Source organism: Acidithiobacillus caldus ATCC 51756 (genome assembly GCF_000175575.2).
Taxonomy (GTDB): domain Bacteria; phylum Pseudomonadota; class Gammaproteobacteria; order Acidithiobacillales; family Acidithiobacillaceae; genus Acidithiobacillus_A; species Acidithiobacillus_A caldus.
On sequence record NZ_CP005986.1, the window covers coordinates 2585347 to 2603613 of the forward strand.

Annotated in this window: 16 protein-coding genes and 1 pseudogene; 10 read left to right on the top strand and 7 right to left on the bottom strand. The window is 63.2% G+C overall.

Annotated features, from left to right (window positions below; genetic code table 11):
* Positions 1-17: 17 nt before the first annotated feature.
* From ACAty_RS12645 to mrdA, 3 genes are all read right to left on the bottom strand, one after another.
* Positions 18-317 carry a superinfection immunity protein gene (locus ACAty_RS12645; protein WP_004869194.1) on the bottom strand — a complete coding sequence of 100 codons (300 nt, stop codon included), beginning with the start codon at positions 315-317 and terminating at the stop codon, positions 18-20.
* On the bottom strand, positions 314-1549 hold the full coding sequence (gene kch, locus ACAty_RS12650) for a voltage-gated potassium channel protein (RefSeq protein WP_004869196.1): 1236 nt from the start codon (positions 1547-1549) through the stop codon (positions 314-316). The genes ACAty_RS12645 and kch overlap by 4 nt, the downstream gene beginning before the upstream one ends.
* A 231-nt stretch (positions 1550-1780) precedes the next feature.
* A complete protein-coding gene (gene mrdA / locus ACAty_RS12655) occupies positions 1781-3628 on the bottom strand; it encodes a penicillin-binding protein 2 (RefSeq protein ID WP_004869198.1) in 1848 nt (615 codons plus the stop codon).
* Between the two features lie 168 nt (positions 3629-3796).
* On the opposite strand from mrdA, the gene ACAty_RS12660 reads away from it, so the two are divergent.
* The 4 genes from ACAty_RS12660 to tolB all read left to right on the top strand — a co-directional run bounded on the left by ACAty_RS12660 (position 3797) and on the right by tolB (position 8734).
* Positions 3797-4585, top strand: a complete 789-nt coding sequence (locus ACAty_RS12660) for an outer membrane protein assembly factor BamD (protein ID WP_064306300.1) — start codon at positions 3797-3799, stop codon at positions 4583-4585.
* A 151-nt stretch (positions 4586-4736) separates the two neighbouring features.
* Positions 4737-6227, top strand: coding sequence for a Do family serine endopeptidase (locus ACAty_RS12665; protein ID WP_004869203.1), 1491 nt, complete (start codon positions 4737-4739; stop codon positions 6225-6227).
* Positions 6228-6238: 11 nt separating this feature from the next.
* Entirely contained in the window at positions 6239-7420 is a 1182-nt protein-coding gene (locus tag ACAty_RS12670) for a D-alanyl-D-alanine carboxypeptidase family protein (RefSeq protein WP_014003539.1), read from the top strand.
* A 3-nt stretch (positions 7421-7423) separates the two neighbouring features.
* Positions 7424-8734: a Tol-Pal system beta propeller repeat protein TolB gene (gene tolB, locus ACAty_RS12675; RefSeq protein WP_004869207.1), complete on the top strand. Its 1311-nt coding sequence runs from the start codon at positions 7424-7426 to the stop codon at positions 8732-8734.
* Positions 8735-8783: 49 nt separating this feature from the next.
* Here the strand turns inward: tolB and ACAty_RS12680 are convergent, their stop codons facing one another.
* Positions 8784-9977, bottom strand: coding sequence for a TDT family transporter (locus tag ACAty_RS12680; protein ID WP_004869208.1), 1194 nt, complete (start codon positions 9975-9977; stop codon positions 8784-8786).
* A gap of 115 nt (positions 9978-10092) precedes the next feature.
* Between ACAty_RS12680 and ACAty_RS12685 the strand changes: the two genes are divergently transcribed.
* From ACAty_RS12685 to proB, 6 genes and pseudogenes are all read left to right on the top strand, one after another.
* Entirely contained in the window at positions 10093-11001 is a 909-nt protein-coding gene (locus tag ACAty_RS12685) for a LysR family transcriptional regulator (protein ID WP_004869209.1), read from the top strand.
* Positions 11002-11138: 137 nt separating this feature from the next.
* A complete protein-coding gene (locus ACAty_RS12690; protein ID WP_038472318.1) occupies positions 11139-12128 on the top strand; it encodes a hypothetical protein in 990 nt (329 codons plus the stop codon).
* Between the two features lie 244 nt (positions 12129-12372).
* Positions 12373-12684 (top strand): 50S ribosomal protein L21, encoded by a 312-nt coding sequence (gene rplU, locus ACAty_RS12695; RefSeq protein WP_038472321.1) that lies wholly within the window; start codon positions 12373-12375, stop codon positions 12682-12684.
* 11 nt (positions 12685-12695) lie between these two features.
* A complete protein-coding gene (gene rpmA / locus ACAty_RS12700) occupies positions 12696-12956 on the top strand; it encodes a 50S ribosomal protein L27 (RefSeq protein WP_004867503.1) in 261 nt (86 codons plus the stop codon).
* Between the two features lie 69 nt (positions 12957-13025).
* Positions 13026-14148 (top strand): annotated as a pseudogene (gene cgtA / locus ACAty_RS12705) (Obg family GTPase CgtA).
* Complete coding sequence (proB, locus tag ACAty_RS12710) at positions 14145-15278, top strand: glutamate 5-kinase (RefSeq protein WP_004867508.1); 1134 nt, start codon at positions 14145-14147, stop codon at positions 15276-15278. Before cgtA ends, proB begins: the two are co-directional and overlap by 4 nt.
* A gap of 83 nt (positions 15279-15361) precedes the next feature.
* On the opposite strand, the gene ACAty_RS12715 is transcribed toward proB, so the two are convergent.
* The 3 genes from ACAty_RS12715 to speD form a co-directional block, all read right to left on the bottom strand.
* Complete coding sequence (locus tag ACAty_RS12715) at positions 15362-16594, bottom strand: OmpA family protein (RefSeq protein WP_038472323.1); 1233 nt, start codon at positions 16592-16594, stop codon at positions 15362-15364.
* A 307-nt stretch (positions 16595-16901) separates the two neighbouring features.
* Positions 16902-17744: a polyamine aminopropyltransferase gene (gene speE, locus ACAty_RS12720; RefSeq protein WP_004869222.1), complete on the bottom strand. Its 843-nt coding sequence runs from the start codon at positions 17742-17744 to the stop codon at positions 16902-16904.
* A 99-nt stretch (positions 17745-17843) separates the two neighbouring features.
* Positions 17844-18245 carry an adenosylmethionine decarboxylase gene (gene speD / locus ACAty_RS12725; RefSeq protein ID WP_004869224.1) on the bottom strand — a complete coding sequence of 134 codons (402 nt, stop codon included), beginning with the start codon at positions 18243-18245 and terminating at the stop codon, positions 17844-17846.
* Between the last annotated feature and the right edge of the window lie 22 nt (positions 18246-18267).

An 18267-nucleotide genomic window follows, 5' to 3' on the forward strand; every position in this document is an offset into this window, starting at 1 on the left:
CATTTGCCGAAAGCACTTCAGGAGAAGGGCTTGCCGTCGGCGCGAAGCTTACGCAGCCCCGAGTGCGACTCGCCGAGAATCGCCCAGATCAGCAGTACCACCCAGGCGATACCGGACCAGCCGAGGACGATGTCGAGAACGAGGATCCACAGGGTATGCTCGTGGTGGCGGGCGCCCGCAACGATCGCCGGAATGAAGTATAGGAAGAGCGCGAGCACACCGCCCAGTATCCACAGCAGCACGTGCAGAAAGATGCTGCCCACGGCAAGCCCCAGCAGGGCGAGGAAAACGATGAACAGAGCCAGAGCGGCGCTCACGCCCGAGCCTCTTCGCCGAACATGCCCGAGAGGATCTCCTCCCCGGCAAAGCTCTGGCCGCTGAGACTCTGGATCAGCACCCGTCCACCCAGCACCTGCGGTGCGATGACCAGATCGACGCCGGTCTTGCGCAAACGGGCAAGGTTGCGCACTTCATCCACTGATGCCACCGTCTTGCCGTCGATACCGAGGTCCTTGGCGGCCAGCACGATGAAGGCATTTTCGCTGTCGTCGCTGCGCAGGGCCAGCACGCCCAAGGCTTGCAGCGCGCCGGCCTGGCGCAGTACCTCGGGATCGGCGGGATCACCGATCATGAGATCGGCCTCCTCCATCCACAGGTTCTCCGGGCGATGGGGGAGCAGTACCAGCACCGGCAGGTGGCGCTCACGCAAGGCGCGATAGGTGTTCTGAGCCAAGGCATTGTCGCCCACCAGCAGGTAATGGTTGCGCCGTCTGGATTTCTTCTCTCCCAGGAGCAAACGCTGCATCCGGCCACTGACCAGAGGCACGATCACCGCCGAGATGGAGGTGGCAAAAACCGTGATACCGAGCAGGATGATGGACACCACAAAAAGCCGCGCATCCTCACTCTTGGGCACGATGTCGCCGTAGCCAACCGTGGACATGGTCACTACGGAAAAATAGAGGGCAGTCACCAGATTATTGATCTTGGGAGAGAAGCCGGCCCCTAGCACATAGGCGCCGAACACGGCATAACTCATCAAGAGCAGTACCGAAACCACGGCAAAAAGGCTGCCAGCAGCAACGCTGGAACGCGCAAAGTGGTTTCGGAAGATGAGCAAGGCCAGCAGAATGGCGACATTGAAGACCATCATCCCGTTCCAGGTCCAACCGAACTGATGCACGAGCAGGGCCAGGGTGACCGCGGCAAGCAGCAGGGTGATGACCCAGGAAAAACGGGAGCGGAACAAAAGGCCGAAGGCCATGATGAGGAGTACGATCCCGGCAACCAGTTCCGGAACGGTACCCAGAGCCGACAGCAGGGGCACCTGGGTCAGACTGGTGGTGGGGGTGATGACCTGCAATTCCGGAAACACCTTGGCGAGGCTGGGCAGGGTTTCCAGCACCGACAAGGCGCCCAGTAGGCCGACGGCCAGGGCCATGGGCACATGCGGAAACCAGTGTTCCAGACGCAATGCCGCCTGCACACGCGCACCGGTACGAGACCAGCGCTGCCACCAGGAAAACTGGATCAGTTCGGGTACTTTCAATGGAGATCCTCCCGGGTCGGGGGCGGACCGGGCTCAGTGGGGATGCTGATCTTCAGTGTCTTTACCAAAGGTGCTACGCATGGCGAAGAACACGGCACCCACCCACAGGCCGCCCAAAACGATAAAGGTCGCGTAGAACATGATGACAGGATCCTCGATAAATTTTGATGATGATGAAGCTTGCGGCTATTGGCAAGGTTTTATGACCAGATTTTCCCCTCGAGGTTCCCCTCAGCCAAAGGCCTGTGCTGGATTCACGACGATGTTGGTGAAGGTTCGGATTTTCAGATTGGGCTTGAGATAGGCGAGGAAAGCGGCGCGCGCCACGGGCAGGGCCTGCCAGGCATTGGCGCCGCCATCCTCTACCACCGCCGCCACAGCGATACGAGGATGCCGATACGGAGCCCAACCGATGAACAGCGAATCGTCGTTATAGACCGTGCGGCCATCCTTGAAGGCCACGGGAACCTCTGCGGTACCGGTCTTACCCGCCATGGAAATACCGGGGTAAGACACCGCCTTGCACGTTCCCCGGGTGACACAGGCACGCATACCACGGCGTACGGCGCGCAAGGCAAAGGCCGGTAGGTGTAATCGGGTAGGTGCGGGCACGGGCAAGCGGATGCGCCGCCCGCTCTGCGGTTCGATCAACGCCCGGGCCACGTGCAGGTAGGGCAGTTTGCCGCCATTGGCAATGGCCGCCACCGCCCGCACCAGCTGTAATGGGGTCACCAAGAGATAGCCCTGGCCGATGCCCAGAATGATGCTGTCGCCGGTATACCAGGGCGCGTGAAAGCGGCGCTCCTTCCAGGCAGGCGTCGGCACGAAGCCCGGGCTACTGCCGGGGGTGTCGATGGGGGCCTGGCGACCGAAGCCAAAGCGCCACAGCGCCTGATCCTGACGCCGGATCCCCATTTTCATGGCCAGTTTGTAAAAAAAGACGTCTACGGACCAGGCCAAGGCCTTGGTCAGGCCGGTCTCGCCAAAACCCGCCCGGTACCAGTCCCAGTAGACGTGCCCACCCACCCGCAGGAAACCCGGGCAGAAGGTGTGAAAATCGGGACCGATGACACGATCCTGCAAGGCCTGCAAGGCGTAGAAGGGTTTGATGGTGGAACCCGGCGGATACAGTCCCTGGGCCACCCGATCCACCAGGGGCCGTCCCGGTCGCTGCAACAACTCCTGCCAATGGCGGCGGCCGATGCCGTTCACAAACCAATTGGCGTTGAAGCTCGGATGGCTGACGCTGGCCAGAACCGCGCCGGTGTTGGGGTTGATGGCGACCAAGGCACCGCGATAGTGAAATCGGCGCATGACCCGGGCCACGGCCCGCTCCACGCGCAGGCGCAAGGTGGTCTGCAGGGTATCGCCCGGGGTAGGCGGAACCTCCCGCAACTGCGCTACGGGCTCACCCAGGGCATTGACCTCCAGGATACGGTAACCAAAGCGCCCACGCAGCGCTCGTTCAAAGGCGTATTCCAGACCCGTCACGCCGACGTGTCGCCGGTACAGGTACTTTTGACGGTCGAAACCCTGCAGATCCGCCGCCGTCACCGGTCCCACGTAACCCACGACACTGCTGAACAAGGGCGAGTAGGGATAGAAGCGATGCCAGCGCACGGCCAGACTGACGCCAGGGAAATCCTGCTCGCGTACGGCAAAGCGCGCCATCTCGGCCCGGCTCATGTGCGCCATCAGCAAGCGCGGCAGATAGGCGGGCTTGTCGTCCAGGGTTGCCAGGAGGTGCGCTATGCGCTGCCGCGAAATGGGGAAGCGTTTCGCGAGATCGGTCAGGGTCGCGTGCAGATGGCGCACCTCGTCGGGAATGATCTCCAAGACATAGCGGGCTCGATTCCCGGCCAATATCTGACCGTGGTAGGCCAGAATGGGCCCCCGCGCTGGCGCCAGGGGCACGATGGCGCTATGGTTGGCCTGGGCCATCTGGCGAAAGCGCCGGTAGTGCAGGATCTCCATCTCCACGATCCGACCGAGGAGCAGCACGAAAAGCACCACCAAAAAGAGCACTGCCCAAAAAAGCCGGCGACGAAAGGGATGCTGGGACAGGGGCAAGGGCGACATGCTCGCTCTGAGCGGAAAAGTCGCGACGGAGTTCCCCAGCGCACAGCACCGCCCTCGGGAACTTACGCTTGGACACCACCGTCGAAGAGTCCGTTGCCATGCACATGCCGCCGGGACCCAGGCCGTGTGCACACGAGAATACCGGATTCGGATGAGCCGCAAAAACCCATGAGTCGCATACCGAGTAACACTGTAGACATTAGACTAATACGTTGTGCATTACCGGCGGTCCTGGTGCTCGCCGCATCCGCCTGTGCCAGCGGCCCGCATCCGCATCACCACCATGCAGAGTCGGCACAGGCCATGTTCCGACCCGGAAAAGCGGCCTTGGATAGCGGGGACTACGATCGTGCGATCCGCGACTTTCAAAACCTGCAGGCGGAGTACCCCTACGGTCCCTATGCAGAGCAGGCGCAGCTGGATACGGCTTATGCCTACTACAAGCAGGGCGACTCAAAGGCGGCGGTAGCCGCCGCCGACGCCTTCATCAAGGCGCACCCGGTCAATCCCCACGTCGACTATGCCTGGTACCTCAAAGGTCTGGCTCAGTATCAAGCCATCGAAGGAGCAGAGTTCGATCCGCGTCCGGATTACCAGGCCCTGCAGACCTTCCGCTACGTGGCCAAGACCTATCCCAAGTCGGCTTATGCCCTCAGTGCACGTCTGCACATTGCCAAGATCATCGACATTCTGGGAGAGCGAAACCTGCGCATCTGCAAGTTCTATTACGTCCGCCATGCCTTTGTCGCTGCAGCCAATCGCTGCGTACGGGTCATCCGCGACTATCAGTTGAGTCCGGCACGCAACATGGCGCTCTATTACCTGGCTCGATCCTACCGCCGCCTGGATCTTCTGGGTCTGGCGCGGACCACCGCCATCATCCTGCACCACAACGCGCCCACCGCACCCGAGACGAAAAAGCTGCGCGCGCTCTGGCAGCAGACGGCAAGGGGTTGATGCCGTGCTGGTGCAGATAGCGGAGATCGTGCTCATCACCCTGGCGGTCCTTGCCTTCGTGCTGCCCGCCGCCTTTGCCCTGGATCGCCTCTGGCAGCGTTGGAACCAACGCTGATCGTCCCTTCACCTTACCCGTCAGGAGCTAGCAACCATGTCCCAGAAAACTTCGCTTCCCCGTCCGCGGTCCCTGCTGATCGCCGTCAGTGCGGCGGTGATGGGTTTTGCCCTCGGTGCTGCCGGCTGGGCGCTGGCTGAGGACCACTCTGCCTCGGCACCCGTCACGGTCCCCAGTGTCGCCCAGGCCGCGCAAGCCAAGAAACTGGTGGATCTGCCGAGTTTCACTCCGATCGTCGACCAGTACGGCAATGCCATCGTCAAGATCGACGATTCGGACACCAAGATCGTCGGCGGCCAGAATACGCAGAATCCCTTTCCGAAGAATTCTCCCTTCTACCAGTTCTTCCAGGGTTTCCCAGGGGCCCAGTCGCCTCAGAAGGAAAAGATGGAAGCTCTGGGTTCTGGGTTCATCATTTCGTCCAACGGCTACATCGTCACTGCCGGGCACGTGGTGCGCGGCATGCACCACATCATCGTCACCCTCACCAACCATCGCGCCTACCCGGCCAAGGTCGTGGGCCTGTCGGTGCGCTACGACACCGCCCTCCTGAAAATACCGGCCCACAACCTGCCCACGGTGCAACTCGGTAACTCCAACGACCTCAAGGTCGGCCAGTGGCTGCTCGCCATCGGCATGCCCTTCGGTTTCTACAACACCGTGACGCAGGGGGTCGTCAGCGCCCTGGACCGATCGCTGCCCCACGACGACGAGTATATTCCCTTCATCCAGAGCGATGTGCCCATCAATCCGGGCAACTCAGGCGGCCCCATCTTCAACATGGAGGGTCAGGTGGTAGGCATCAACGATCAGATCTACACCAACGACGGCGGTTATATGGGCCTGTCCTTCAGCATTCCCATCAACACCGCCATGCGTGCCGTGCACGCCTTCCTCGAGCACAAGAAACTCACCTTCGGCTGGCTGGGCGTGGATGTACAGGAGGTCAGCCCGCAGATGGCCAAGGCCCTGCACCTCAAGGAGCCCGTGGGGGCCCTCATCGCCTCGGTCCAGCCACACGAGGCGGCGGCCAAGGCCGGCCTGCGCAGTGGCGATGTGATCGTTACCTACAACCACATTCCCATCTACAGCGTCGGCCAACTCCCGCCGCTGGTGGGCGATACCCGCCCGGGCAAGACCGTACCGGTGGGTATCCTGCGCAATGGCAAGCCCGAAACCATCGAGGTCAAGGTCGGCGTCATGCCCCAAAAGATGCGCCACGCCGAGGCGGTGAAGACCGCGGACATCCACCGCCTGGGGATCCGCGTCACGACCCTCGGACCCCAAGAGAGCAAAACCCTGGGTATACACCATGGGGTGGTCATCGAGAGCGTCTACCCAGGTCCAGCAGCCGAGATCGGCCTGACGGCGGGAATGGCCATTCAGCAGATCGACCAACAGGAGGTGACGAGCCCCCAACAACTGGCAGAGATCGTCAAACACCTGCCCAGCAACGAGCCCATTCCCATGCTGGTGCGCCAGGGACAGGAAAGTCTCTATGTCGTCGTCCATCTGCCCCGGCACTGAGGGAGATGCGTATGCCTGGGCGTCATCCTTCTCCCCGCCGGCGCCGCGTGCTGGCAGGTCTCATCTTGGCAACGGGTCTGGCGGCAAAGGCGCTGGCCGGGACGCCGACGTCGGCGACCCCGGCGCTCGTCCCCCCACCGCCTGCCCTTCCGGGGGTAAAAAGCTACGTTCTCATGGATTTCCGCACGGGAGCGATTCTGGCGGCCAAGAACCCGCAGTTGCAATTACCGCCCGCGAGTCTCACCAAGCTCATGACGGCCTACCTCAGCTACGAGGCCCTTGCCGATGGGCGCCTGCGCTGGCACGAGCGTATCCCCGTGAGCACGGTGGCCTGGCACACCGGTGGGTCGAGCATGTTCATCCAGCCCAACCTGCCCGTCACCGTGGATCAGCTCATGCACGGCCTGATCATCGACTCCGGCAACGATGCCGCCGTCGCCCTGGCACAGGCGGTGGCCGGTAGTCGCGCCGCCTTTGTGGACGAGATGAATGCCACGGCCGCCCAACTGGGCCTCACGGGCGCCCACTACACCGACGTGGATGGTCTTCCCCATCCAGGTCTGCATCTGTCGGCCATGAACATCGCCGAGCTTTCTCGCGATCTCATCGCCCGCTACCCGCAGGTGCTGCAGATCTCCCGTATCCAGTACTACCGCTATAACCACATCACCCAACGCAGCTGGAATCCAGCCCTCTTTGGGCATCCCCACGTGGACGGCCTGAAAACCGGCCACACCCAGGCAGCGGGTCACTGTATGGATACCACCATCGACCGCCACGGCCGCCGCCTCATTGCCGTCGTCATGGGTGCCCAAAGCTGGCCTGCGGGTGTCCACGATGTCATGAGCCTCTTCGATTACGCCTATCGTTTCAGCCACGATCACGAATTGCTCAAGGCCGGCCAGATCGTTGGCACCTATAAAGACGCTGCCCTGGATCCGGATCACTTCCCGGTCGAGGCCGCCCATACCGTGTGGGTGAGCGCCTTCGAGGGCCAGGCGCACGAGATCCGGCGCGTACTGCACTACGACCAGTTGGGGGGACGGGCGGTGGCACAGGGCACGCCCGTGGGCAGCATGCGCTTCGAACTGAATGGCAAGGTGTTGGGAGAGACCGCGCTGCTGGCGGCGGCCCCGGCCAAGCCCGCCGGAACCCTGGGCACCCTCTGGAATCGTTTACGCGCGGAGCTTTGAATCGTGTCGGCCAACTCCTCTCTTCCTCGCCTCACGCCGCCACGGCGTCCCTTCCTGGCGCGCGCCGTCTTGCTGTGCGGCACGCTGGCACTGGCACCGCTGGCTCAGGCCACCTTGCTGGTGCACGTGGCCAAGGCCGTGCGCAGCAGCGATCCCGTAGCGGTCCCGGATTTTGGCGCGGGTCCGGCAGGTCAGCCATCCATTGCCCAGATCGTGCGCCAGGATCTGCGTTACAGCGGCTATTTTCACGTCATCGCGCCGGACCTCTATCCGGCGGACCCGCACGCGGTCAGGGGTCTTTCCTCCACCGCCTGGACGAAGACCGGCGCCTTGACGCTGGTCCTCGGTTCAGTGCAGAGCGCGGGGCAGGATTACCGAGTGCAGGCGTATGTCGTGAATCTCCTGGACGACAAGGTCATTGCTGCCCGCCGCTTCAGCGGCGCTGCTGCGAGCTATCACCAGATGGGCCAGGACGTCGCCAATCTCGTGTATCGTGCCGTCACCGGCCATCCCGGTCCTTTTCGCGGCCACATCGCCTTCGTCGATGCGCGGGGCGGGCAGTTTCGCTTGCAGGTGGCTGCCAGTGATGGCTGGCATCCGCGTACGGTCCTGCGTGGTCGTATCCCCGTCATCTCCCCGGCCTGGTCGCCGGGGCATGGGCATCTCGCCTATGTCAGCTACCGCCACCAACACTCCGTCATCTATATCCAGAATTTGCGCAACGGCCAGCGACGCGAGGTACCGGGGCATGGGGCGGCGCAGAGCGCGCCAGCCTATTCCCCCGGGGGCCACTACTTGGCCTTTGCCCGCGTCTGGGGCCATGGTCGTACGGAAATCGTCCGACTGAATCTCGCCGACGGCCAGGAACGGGTCCTGACTCGGGAGGGGACCGTCAACACCAGCCCCGTTTGGACCCCCAGCGGGCGGCACATCCTCTTTGTTTCCAACCGCGACGGTAGTGCCCAGATTTTCCAGATGAACCGAAATGGAGGCGGGGTGCGTCGATTGAGCTTCAACGGCGGCTACAACGTATCACCGGCGATCTCCCCCAATGGCCGCTGGATCGGCTTCATTCACGCCGACGCTGGCATTTTGAGTCTGGCCGTCATGGATCGTCAGGGCGGCGATCTGCGGGTGCTCTATGCCGGCGCCAATTGCGAACGCCCCAGCTTTGCCCCGGATGGGCGTATGCTGCTCTTCAACACGCACCAGGGCGGGCGCAAGGTTCTGGCGGAAGTCGCCATCAACGGCAAGGGCCTGCATTTCCTGCAACTACCTGGGCAGGCCAACGAGGGCAGCTGGGATTTCGTCTAAGGGTGACGGCCCACCGCCGGCGCGTCGGGAGCGGCAACCCCATGAATCTTTACCGGCGCAGGCTGGCCATGAGGTCTGGCCGCTGCCCGGGAGGCACAGTGCCCTCGGAACAGGCTGGCGCCGGCAGACCCGTCTCCTCGGAGAGGCAGGGGGCTCGGAACAGCGCGCCGGTCCACATCCCCACAAAGCTACGCTGCGTGACGACGATCCAGAACCCCGCCAGCAGCACCGTGAAAACGGCACCGAGCACGGTCAGCGGGCCAAAATCCGTCACCTCGCCAAGGCCGTAGGTGGCAGCGTCGAACACCCCCAAGGGAAAGGTGAAGCCCCACCAGCCCATGTTGAAGGGCAGACCCTCGCGCAGATAACGCAGGGTGAAGGCGACGGCCATGACCATCCACCACAGGCCAAAGCCCCAGAGCACGAGGGCAACCAGAATACCCGCCAGCTGGCCGAAGTTCGCCATGGAGGCCAGCGGAGTCCCTGCAAAAGCCAGGACATCGGCCTTGCCCAGGGTAAGCATGGCGAAGGCGCCAGTCCCCAAGGGACCCAGGGGTAGCCAGGTGGACACGGCCATGTCGCGGTGGGGAAGCTTGTGCAGGGTCAGGCGAAGCAGGAGGATGGCCAGCACCGCCAGGGCCAGGAGCACGGAGATGCTCCACAGCACGTAACTCACATAGACCACGGGTCGCGCAAGGGCGGGAGACAGGTGCTGGGCCAAAAGGCCGCCGCTGGCCGCACTCACCTCCGGCGGAACGATGGGAAGCAGCCACGCGGCGGTCATCCGCTCGATACTGTGCTCGTGGGCCGTAAACATGAAAAAGGGAATGAGCAAGGCGGAGATCAAGGCCATCAGGACATCGACCCACCACAGGCCCTGGGCAATGGCGAGGGTCTGCGGAGTGATCGGCCAAAAATCCAGCAACCCGTTGATGATGGTTGCAAATCCCATGGGAATGGCGCCGATGAAAAGCGACTGCACCGGATGCTCGAAAAGCTTCGCAAAACTGCGGGGGTAAAACAGCGCCCGCCCCGTGAACAGGGCAGCGAACAGGACGAAGAAGAAGACGTTGACGGCCCAGAGCCCGCGGGCGATCTCCAGCTGTCCCCAGTGGCCATAGGGAAAGGCCGCCAGCATCAACGCGAGGATACCCGTGCCCATGTTGGCGGCAAACCAGTTGGGGGTGAAGTGACGAACGATTTCCCGAGGATCCCGACCGGGGGCGGCGGACAGCAATCGCATGGATGCAGCACTCCCTTAGCGAAGGACTGGATGGAGCATAGACACTTGCAATACAACAGACCAATGACGAATATGGATTCATGAAATTCGTTTATTTTATTACTTGGACTGCCCCATGACGCGTCACCGTATCGATCCCGCTCTCCTGCTCCTTTGGGCCCGGGTGACGCGGGCCGGTAACCTCCACGTGGCTGCGGAGGGACTCTTTCTGACCCAACCGGCCATCTCACACCGCCTCAAACAGCTCCAGGAACAAGCTGGGGAGCCGCTCTACCGGCGCGCTCGCCACGGTATCGTTCCGACACCCTTGGGTCTCCGCCTGGCAAAACTCGGAGAAGAGATCGAACTGGCCCTGGAAGAGGCAGAGCATCTCTGCCAGTCCACGGAAGGACTGCTGCATGGCTCCGTACGCATACTGGCCAGCAACAGCAATGCGGAACTGCTGCTCCCGGGCGCGCTGGCGCGCTTTCGCAGCAACCACCCGGGTATCCACCTGCGCCTGACCACCAGCAACAGCCGTCAGGCACGTTTGCATCGGGACGAGGCGGATCTGGTCTTCGTCGAAGACGATCTGCCCGAGCCGCGGGAGGCCCGCTGGGTACAGGAATGTCTGCTCCGTACCCGTATCGTCCTGCTGCTACCGGCTCAGCACCCCCTTGCCGCCAGCGCGGCCCCGGTCCACCTCCACAGCCTCCAGGAAAGCACGCTGATCTGGCGGGAGTCCGGCTCTGGCATCCGCGAGGCGGCTCTACAGGCCTTTCGTGACCTCGGTCTGCATCCCGAAATTCGTTTCGAGCTCAGTGGCCTCGCCGCCATCCGCGATGGCGTGCGCGCCGGACTCGGACTGGCCTTCGTCAGCGCCACCCAAAACAGTGAACCTTCGCCGGGTCTCGTTACCCGCGAGCTGGTTCCCGAGATTCCGCACCGCCTGGCCGTGCTCTATCGCGATCCGCTGGATCGTGCCAGCGATACCCTGCTGCAACATATTCGCGCCGCGATCCCTAAACTCATGCCAACGGAATAGCTCCAGAACGTGTCTCCAAAACTATCTCCGTTATTCAGATATCAATAGGTATTTCATGGTTTTTTCCAATTCAGATGACGCTTGCGGATGGCCGTGGTAGCATCTTGTGGACAATAACGGAAGCCTCAGGAAAACCCATGCCCAACTCCGCTTACACACCTTCGACGGAATTGCGTCGCGCTTTTGGCACGGTGCGCATTCTGTTCGGCATCGCCTGGCTCGTGAATACCTATCTTCAGATGAATCCTGCCTACAGCGCCCATTTTCTGGATAGCCTGTCGGCGGATTGGGCAGCTGGCCAGCCCAGCTGGCTCGCGGCTTATGGTCATTGGACGGTTCACTGGGTCACGGCCATGGGCGCCGAGCGCGTGGCCGGGATTACCATTGCCCTGGACGCCTTTCTGGCGGCATCCTTGATCAGCGGTCTGGGACTGCCTTTCCTCGCCTGGGTGGGGGTCCTCTACAATCTCTGGCTGTGGAGCACCGTGGGTGGTCTGGGCGGGCCATACACCGCCGGTGCCACGGACCCCGGAACCGCCATCGTCTATGCCTTGGCCTTTCTGCTGGTCATCTGGACACGCAGCTGGGAGGGTCTCAGTCTTGCCCGGTCACGCCCCCAGGCCATTTCCCTCGGCCACATGCGCGCTGCACGGCTGCTCTTTGGCCTGCTCTGGGCCTTTGACGCCTTCTGGAAGTGGCAGCCCTACTTCCTGACGCACGCTGTCAGCTACCTGCAGCAGGCAGAGCCGGGAGAACCCGCCTGGATCGTTGCCTATATCGCCTTTTTCATCGCCCTCATCCAGCTGGTGGGGCCAATGATCTTTGGCGTTTTTGCCGCACTTGCCGAAAGCCTCATCGCTCTGGCCCTGCTCTTCGGCCGGGGCCTGCGCTGGATGATTCCTCTGGGGCTTGCCTACAGCATCGGTCTATGGACCACAGCCGAGGGCTGGGGCGGTCCCTACCTCCCTGGAGCAACGGCCAACAAGGGCGATGTGCTGGGAACCACCAACATCTACGCCATCGTTTTCCTTTTCTTCGCCGCCTGGGTCTATCTGGGTCCGAGCCGGTCCCGCGTCGCTGCCGAGGAGCGAAGCGCTACCGCCGCAGACCTCGGCGTGCCCGGCTGAAAGCCACGGCACGCGGCCGGGAACGGAAGACTGCCCGGCTGCCCGGCGGTCACGGTCCGGCTGAACCGTGGCAAGTCGGCGGCCAGAGATACCCACGAGTCTGCGTCGAAAGGGCTCTGACAACGGGAACGCCGGCCGGGCATCGCCCAAGCTCCCTCACCCAAGCTCCTTGACCTTTCGGACTTTTCCCCTTATGCTACGCGCCTTTTCCGGAATACCCGAGTTCCCTTTGCTGGAGGTTCTGATGTACGCGGTCATTGAAAACGGTGGCAAGCAGTACCGTGTCGCGGTGGGCGACAAACTGCGGCTCGAAAAAATCGAGGCGGAACCCGGCAGCGAACTCACCTTGGATCGGGTATTGATGCTGGGCGAGGGTAGCGATGCCCGGGTCGGGACGCCCACGCTCAGCGGCGCACTGGTCAAGGCCACGGTCCTCGCCCAGGGGCGCGCCGCCAAGGTCCACATTTTCAAGATGCGTCGGCGTAAGCACTACCGGAAGCAGCAGGGGCATCGTCAGTATTTCACCGAAGTACGCATCACCGGTATCGAAGGCTAAGGAGAGACACCATGGCACACAAGAAGGCAGGCGGATCTTCCCGCAACGGCCGCGACTCCGAATCAAAACGTCTGGGTATCAAGCGCTTTGGTGGCCAGGCCGTGATCGGCGGCAACATCATCGTGCGCCAGCGCGGCACCCAGTTTCATCCCGGGGCCAATGTCGGTATCGGCAGGGACCATACCCTCTTCGCCCTGAGCGACGGGATCGTTCAGTTCGAGCGCAAAGGCCCGCGCCATGTGCGCACGGTCAGTGTCGTCCGGGCGGACTGAGGCACCAGCCCCAAGCAAAGCCCATCACGCGGGACCCCGCCCCAGCTCACCGCGGGGCGGGGTTTTCTTATGAAATTCATTGACGAAGTGCGGATATTCGTGGCCGCCGGCAAAGGTGGTCACGGGGCAGTGAGTTTTCGTCGCGAAAAATTCATTCCCTTCGGCGGTCCCGATGGCGGCGACGGAGGACGCGGTGGCGACGTTTACCTCATCGCCCGGGAAAACCTCAATACCCTGATCGATTTTCGCTATCAGCGTCGCTACCGCGCCGAGAACGGCCACGGCGGTGCGGGCCGGCAGATGACCGGACGGGCGGGTAAGGATCTGGAGATTGCCGTACCCGTCGGCACCCTGGTCTTTGACGAGGACACCCGAGAACTCCTGGGCGACCTGCACAGCCCGGGTCAACGCCTCCTGGTCTGTCGCGGAGGGGCGCGGAGGGCACGGTAACCTCTGGTATAAATCCAGCGTCAATCGCGCTCCACGTCAACACGAACTGGGCGGGGCCGCGGAAGAGCGGCAGTTGCGCCTGGAACTTCGCCTGCTGGCCGACGTAGGGCTTCTGGGCTTTCCCAATGCCGGTAAGAGTACCCTGATCCGTGCCGTCAGCGCTGCCCGGCCCAAGGTGGCCGACTACCCCTTCACCACCCTACGCCCGCACCTGGGCGTCGTGCGTCTGGCCCTCGAGGCATCCTTCGTCATCGCCGACATTCCGGGCCTCATACCGGGTGCCGCCGAGGGGGCTGGTCTTGGCACCCGCTTTCTGAAGCATCTGAGCCGCACCCGTCTCCTCCTGCACGTTCTCGATATGGCACCGCCCGATCCCGATACGGATCCGGTCATGCAGTTTCATGAGCTCGAGGAAGAACTACGGCGCTATAGCCCGGCTTTGGCGCAGCGGCCGCGTTGGCTGGTGGTGAACAAGGCCGACCTGATGGAACCGGCAGCGGCCGAAGCGCAGTTTCGCTCCATCCTTCGCCGTCTGGACTGGCAAGGGCCCGCCTTCCTCATCTCCGCGGCGACGGGTTTTGGCTGCGCCGAACTCGTCCAACGGATCGGACGCGCCCTGCCCGAGCTGCCGCCGGCACCGGAGCCCAGTCGGGAGGTGGACTGGGGCGATGCCGACGAGGGCGAGAACGCCGAGTACGTCCTGGAAGACGCAGACTGGGACGACTGGGAAGCGGAACCATGAACGGACCGCGGACCGTGGGTCACCGCTGGGTGGTGAAGATCGGCAGCAGTCTCCTGACGAACAACGGTCTAGGCCTCGACAGCGCGGCCATTGCACAGTGGGTGCAGCAACTGCTGGTGCTGCACCGCGCCGGTCTGGAGCTGATATTGGTCTCCTCCGGCGCCGTCGCCGCCGGCATGGAACGCCTGGGCTGGACGCAACGTCCGGAGCGGCTGCACGAGCTGCAAGCCGCGGCCAGCATCGGGCAGGCCGCGCTGATCCAAACCTATCAAGACTTCCTCCATAAAGGCTCCGTCGTGGGGGCCCAGGTGCTCCTTACCCACGACGATCTGCGGGACCGGCAACGCCACCTGGCGGCCCGCGCCACCTTACGCACCCTCCTGGACATGCGGGTCCTGCCCATCATCAACGAAAACGACGCCGTCACCAGCAGCGAGCTGCGTTTTGGCGACAACGACACCCTGGCGGCCATGGTCAGCAATCTGCTGGAGGCGGATCTGCTGGTCATCCTCACGGATCAGGAAGGACTGTACGACGCCGATCCCCGCCGTCACCCCGACGCCCGCCTGTTGACTGAGGTCAGGGCCGGCGATCCTGCCCTTTTGGCGATGGCCGGTGGCGCGGGCACCGGTGTCGGCAGCGGCGGCATGCGCACCAAGGTCCTGGCCGCGGAACGGGCCGCCCGCTCCGGCACCGCAACCATCGTCTGCGCCGGGCGCCAGGAGAACGTACTCTTGCGCCTCTGGGCGGGCGAAGCCCTGGGTACCTATTTCCACCCCGCCCTGCCCAAACTTGCGGCCCGTAAACGCTGGTTGGCCGGGCAGCTGCGGCCCCGTGGCACCTTGCATCTGGACGCTGGCGCCGCCCGGGTCTTGCTGGAAAAAGGTTCCAGCCTCCTGCCCGTGGGGGTGCGCGCGGCCGAAGGAGATTTCCGTCGCGGCGATCTCGTCTGTTGCCTCGATCCCGAAGGCCAGGAAGTCGCCCGCGGCCTCATCAACTTCGACCTCGCCGAGGTCCGTCGGCGCCTTGGCAAAACGAGCGACGCCATCAAAGCCGAATTCGGCAACCTGGACGAGCCCGAACTCATCCACCGCGACAACCTCGTCCTAACCGCAACACGCAGCCAGTAAAGACCTCCACGCTCGCGTCCAGCCAGTGCGTACATTCCTAGACCGTCGGGCTGGGGGCAGCCCGAGCCGCCCCCCGACCCCGCCTAGCGGAAGAGTCCGTGCACCAGGCTGCGCACTCCGGAGCGGACTTCGTACTCCAGCTGGTCCTTGGCCGCGTAGCCCGCCTGGTTGGCGAGATCGCCGGCGGGATTGGGCACAGAGGCGCCAGTACCCTGCCGTGATCCTTGCATCTGCGGGACGCCGTTGTTGGCTGCGGCGGGGGCGGATGCGGGGACCAGGGAAAGCTGACCGGGAGCGGCGGCCCCTGGCGCGGTGCTGCTCGTCGCGGGGACAAAGCCGGGAGTGAGATTGACGACCTCAACGCGGCGATTCTTGGCGCGCCCGGCATCGGTGGCATTGTCCGCCACAGGCTGAGTCGCCCCGAGACCGCGTGTAGCAATACGGCTGGCGTCGATGCCCTGGGCCACGAGGGCTGCCTTCACGGCATTGGCGCGCGCCTCGGAGAGCTTTTGGTTGAAATCGGTCCCGCCAATGTTGTCCGTGTGCCCATCCAGGCCAATGAAGAGCTGCGGATTCTGGCGCATGGTCTGGGCGAGTTCGCCGACGGTTTTCAGGGCGTCGGGACGGAGGGTGGCCTTGTTGTAATCAAAGGGCAGGTGCATGTCGAACTTGCCCGGGCCCTGAAGAGCCGCGGTCATGCCGGCGCTGTCCACGGGCGTGAGGTTGGTGGTGACGAGCCCGGTCTGCATGGGCTTGGTCTGCACCGCAAATAAGCGCGTGCTGCCGTCCGTGAGGTTGATGAACACCACGGTGCGCACGCCATTGGGGGCGCGGTGCTCGGCCGTTAGGGCGCGAGCGGTATTGAGCCACTCATAGACGGTCTGTTCTCGATTATCCGTGGTACCAGCGGCGTTGACCGTGGTACCGCGCCACACCTCCACCTTGGGCAAACCGCTACCGATGCAGTTACCCGCCGACGCCGAACACTCCCAGCGGACCTTGAAGCCGGCATTCTGGAGCGCCTGGCGGAAATTGCTCATCATCTCCAGGGAGGAGCGTCCTTTGGGGTTGTAGTATTCGATATAGGTCACCTCTCCTTCCAGGTGCTCCGTATACGCGCGCCAGTTCTTCTCCGATTCGATCTTTCGGATGGGGATGTTGACTTCGTCAAAGGCCGAATGGCCGTAGGTTTCCATCTGCATCCCGGGATAACGGCTCAGGAAGGGCAGATCGGCGCCGGGCTCCCGGGCGAAGGCGGTAGTGGTCCCAAGGCTCAGAAAAAGTGTGGTGAGCAAGACAAACAGTAATCTCGGCATGGTACGCTCCTGAGTGTGCGATTGAGTGCGGAGGAGCGCACCAGCGTGGGCCAGCCCGAGGGGCTTGATGCGGACCTGCAGGAAAGGGGTCCCGGCGTGCACTCCGGACTCGGCCGGGACTCACCAGGCACCCCTCTGCTACCCACGGCCCGCGCACTCGGGACGCTGGACACGGCGACGCTCCTCTCCACTGAGGTGGATGTATGCGGACCAAAGGCCCGACGCTCAAGAGTATAGCCGACGATTGTTACACTATTATGACAGTCTCTGCCACGCGCCAGGGTCAACGGCCGCGTGGCCCATTCCATCAGGCTGAGGGTAGGAGGAAGGCGGGGGGAACCTGTGCGGCGGCGTGCAGATCGGCGTGATAGTAACGCAGCCCCGTCATGGCCTCGGCATCCTTGCGCCGGAAACTGTCGAGGGCAAGCCCGCGCCGCCCCAAGGTCGCGCTCCACCAGCCGGAGGGATAACAGAATTGTGGAAAGTACAGGCTATTGACGGCATCGAAGCCGGCCGCACCCATCCGCTCCTGGCATTGCCGAATCAACGGGGCGTGCAAGAGTGGCGACTCCGTCTGGGCAACGAGAATCCCAGGTTCCCCCAGGGCCCGCAGGCAGGCGCTGTAAAACTCCTCGGAGAAGAGGCCGGCGGCAGGCCCTACGGGGTCCGTAGAGTCGACGATAATCACGTCATAACTCCCCGCTACGGCCCTGCCCACCCAAGCGATGCCATCCTCAAAGAAAAAGTGGGCGCGCGGATCGTCGTTCTTGGCGCAAAGCTCCGGAAAAAACCGTTCGGCCACGCGGGTGACGCGTTCGTCCAGTTCCACCTGATCCACCCGCTCCACCTCCGGGTGACGCAGAACCTCGCGCAGCGTACCGCAGTCGCCGCCGCCGATGATGAGCACGCGAGCGGGCTTGGGGTGGCTGAACAGGGCGGGGTGACTCATCATCTCGTGGTAAAGAAAATTATCGCGATCGGTGAGCATGACCAGGCCATCCAGGGTCATGAGGGTGCCGAAATGCTCGGTCTCGAAAATCTCGATTTCCTGATATGGGCTCTGCTCACGATGCAGAACGCCGGTGACCTTCAGGCTCAGGGCGGCTCCGTGCTCCTCGTAACGTTCGCTGTACCAAAGTTCTGTGCGCATGGGGACTCCTCGTGGTGGCAGACGGCAACGATTGTGCGCAGCCCAGCGGAAAAAGAAAAGGCGGCCCACGGGGGACCGCCTGGATTCAATGGGTAAAGGTCAGGCGCAGAGTTGCGGCTTGACCCGCAGCTCATGGGCCGGAACGCCCATCATTTCCACCTGTCCGCGCTTCATCTCCATGGTGGAGACCTGCGCGGCACCAAAGGCCTCCTTGAGAAAACTCAAGGCATCCTCGGGCTGTATCACGTCACCGCAGGTAAAGACGTCTACCGCGGCATAACCGTACTCCGGCCAGGTGTGAATGGCCAGATGGGATTCGGCGACGATGACGGCGCCACTCACCCCATAGGGTGAAAAATGGTGAAAGGTCTGCGTCACGATGGTGCAGTTGGCTCGCCGAGCGGCCTCCAGCATGGCGTCCGTGACAAACTCAACATCCGACAAGGTACTGCTGTCGCATCCATAGAAGTCCGCGACGATTTGATGTCCCAATGAGCGCATCGGTGCCCCCCCTAACTAGCAA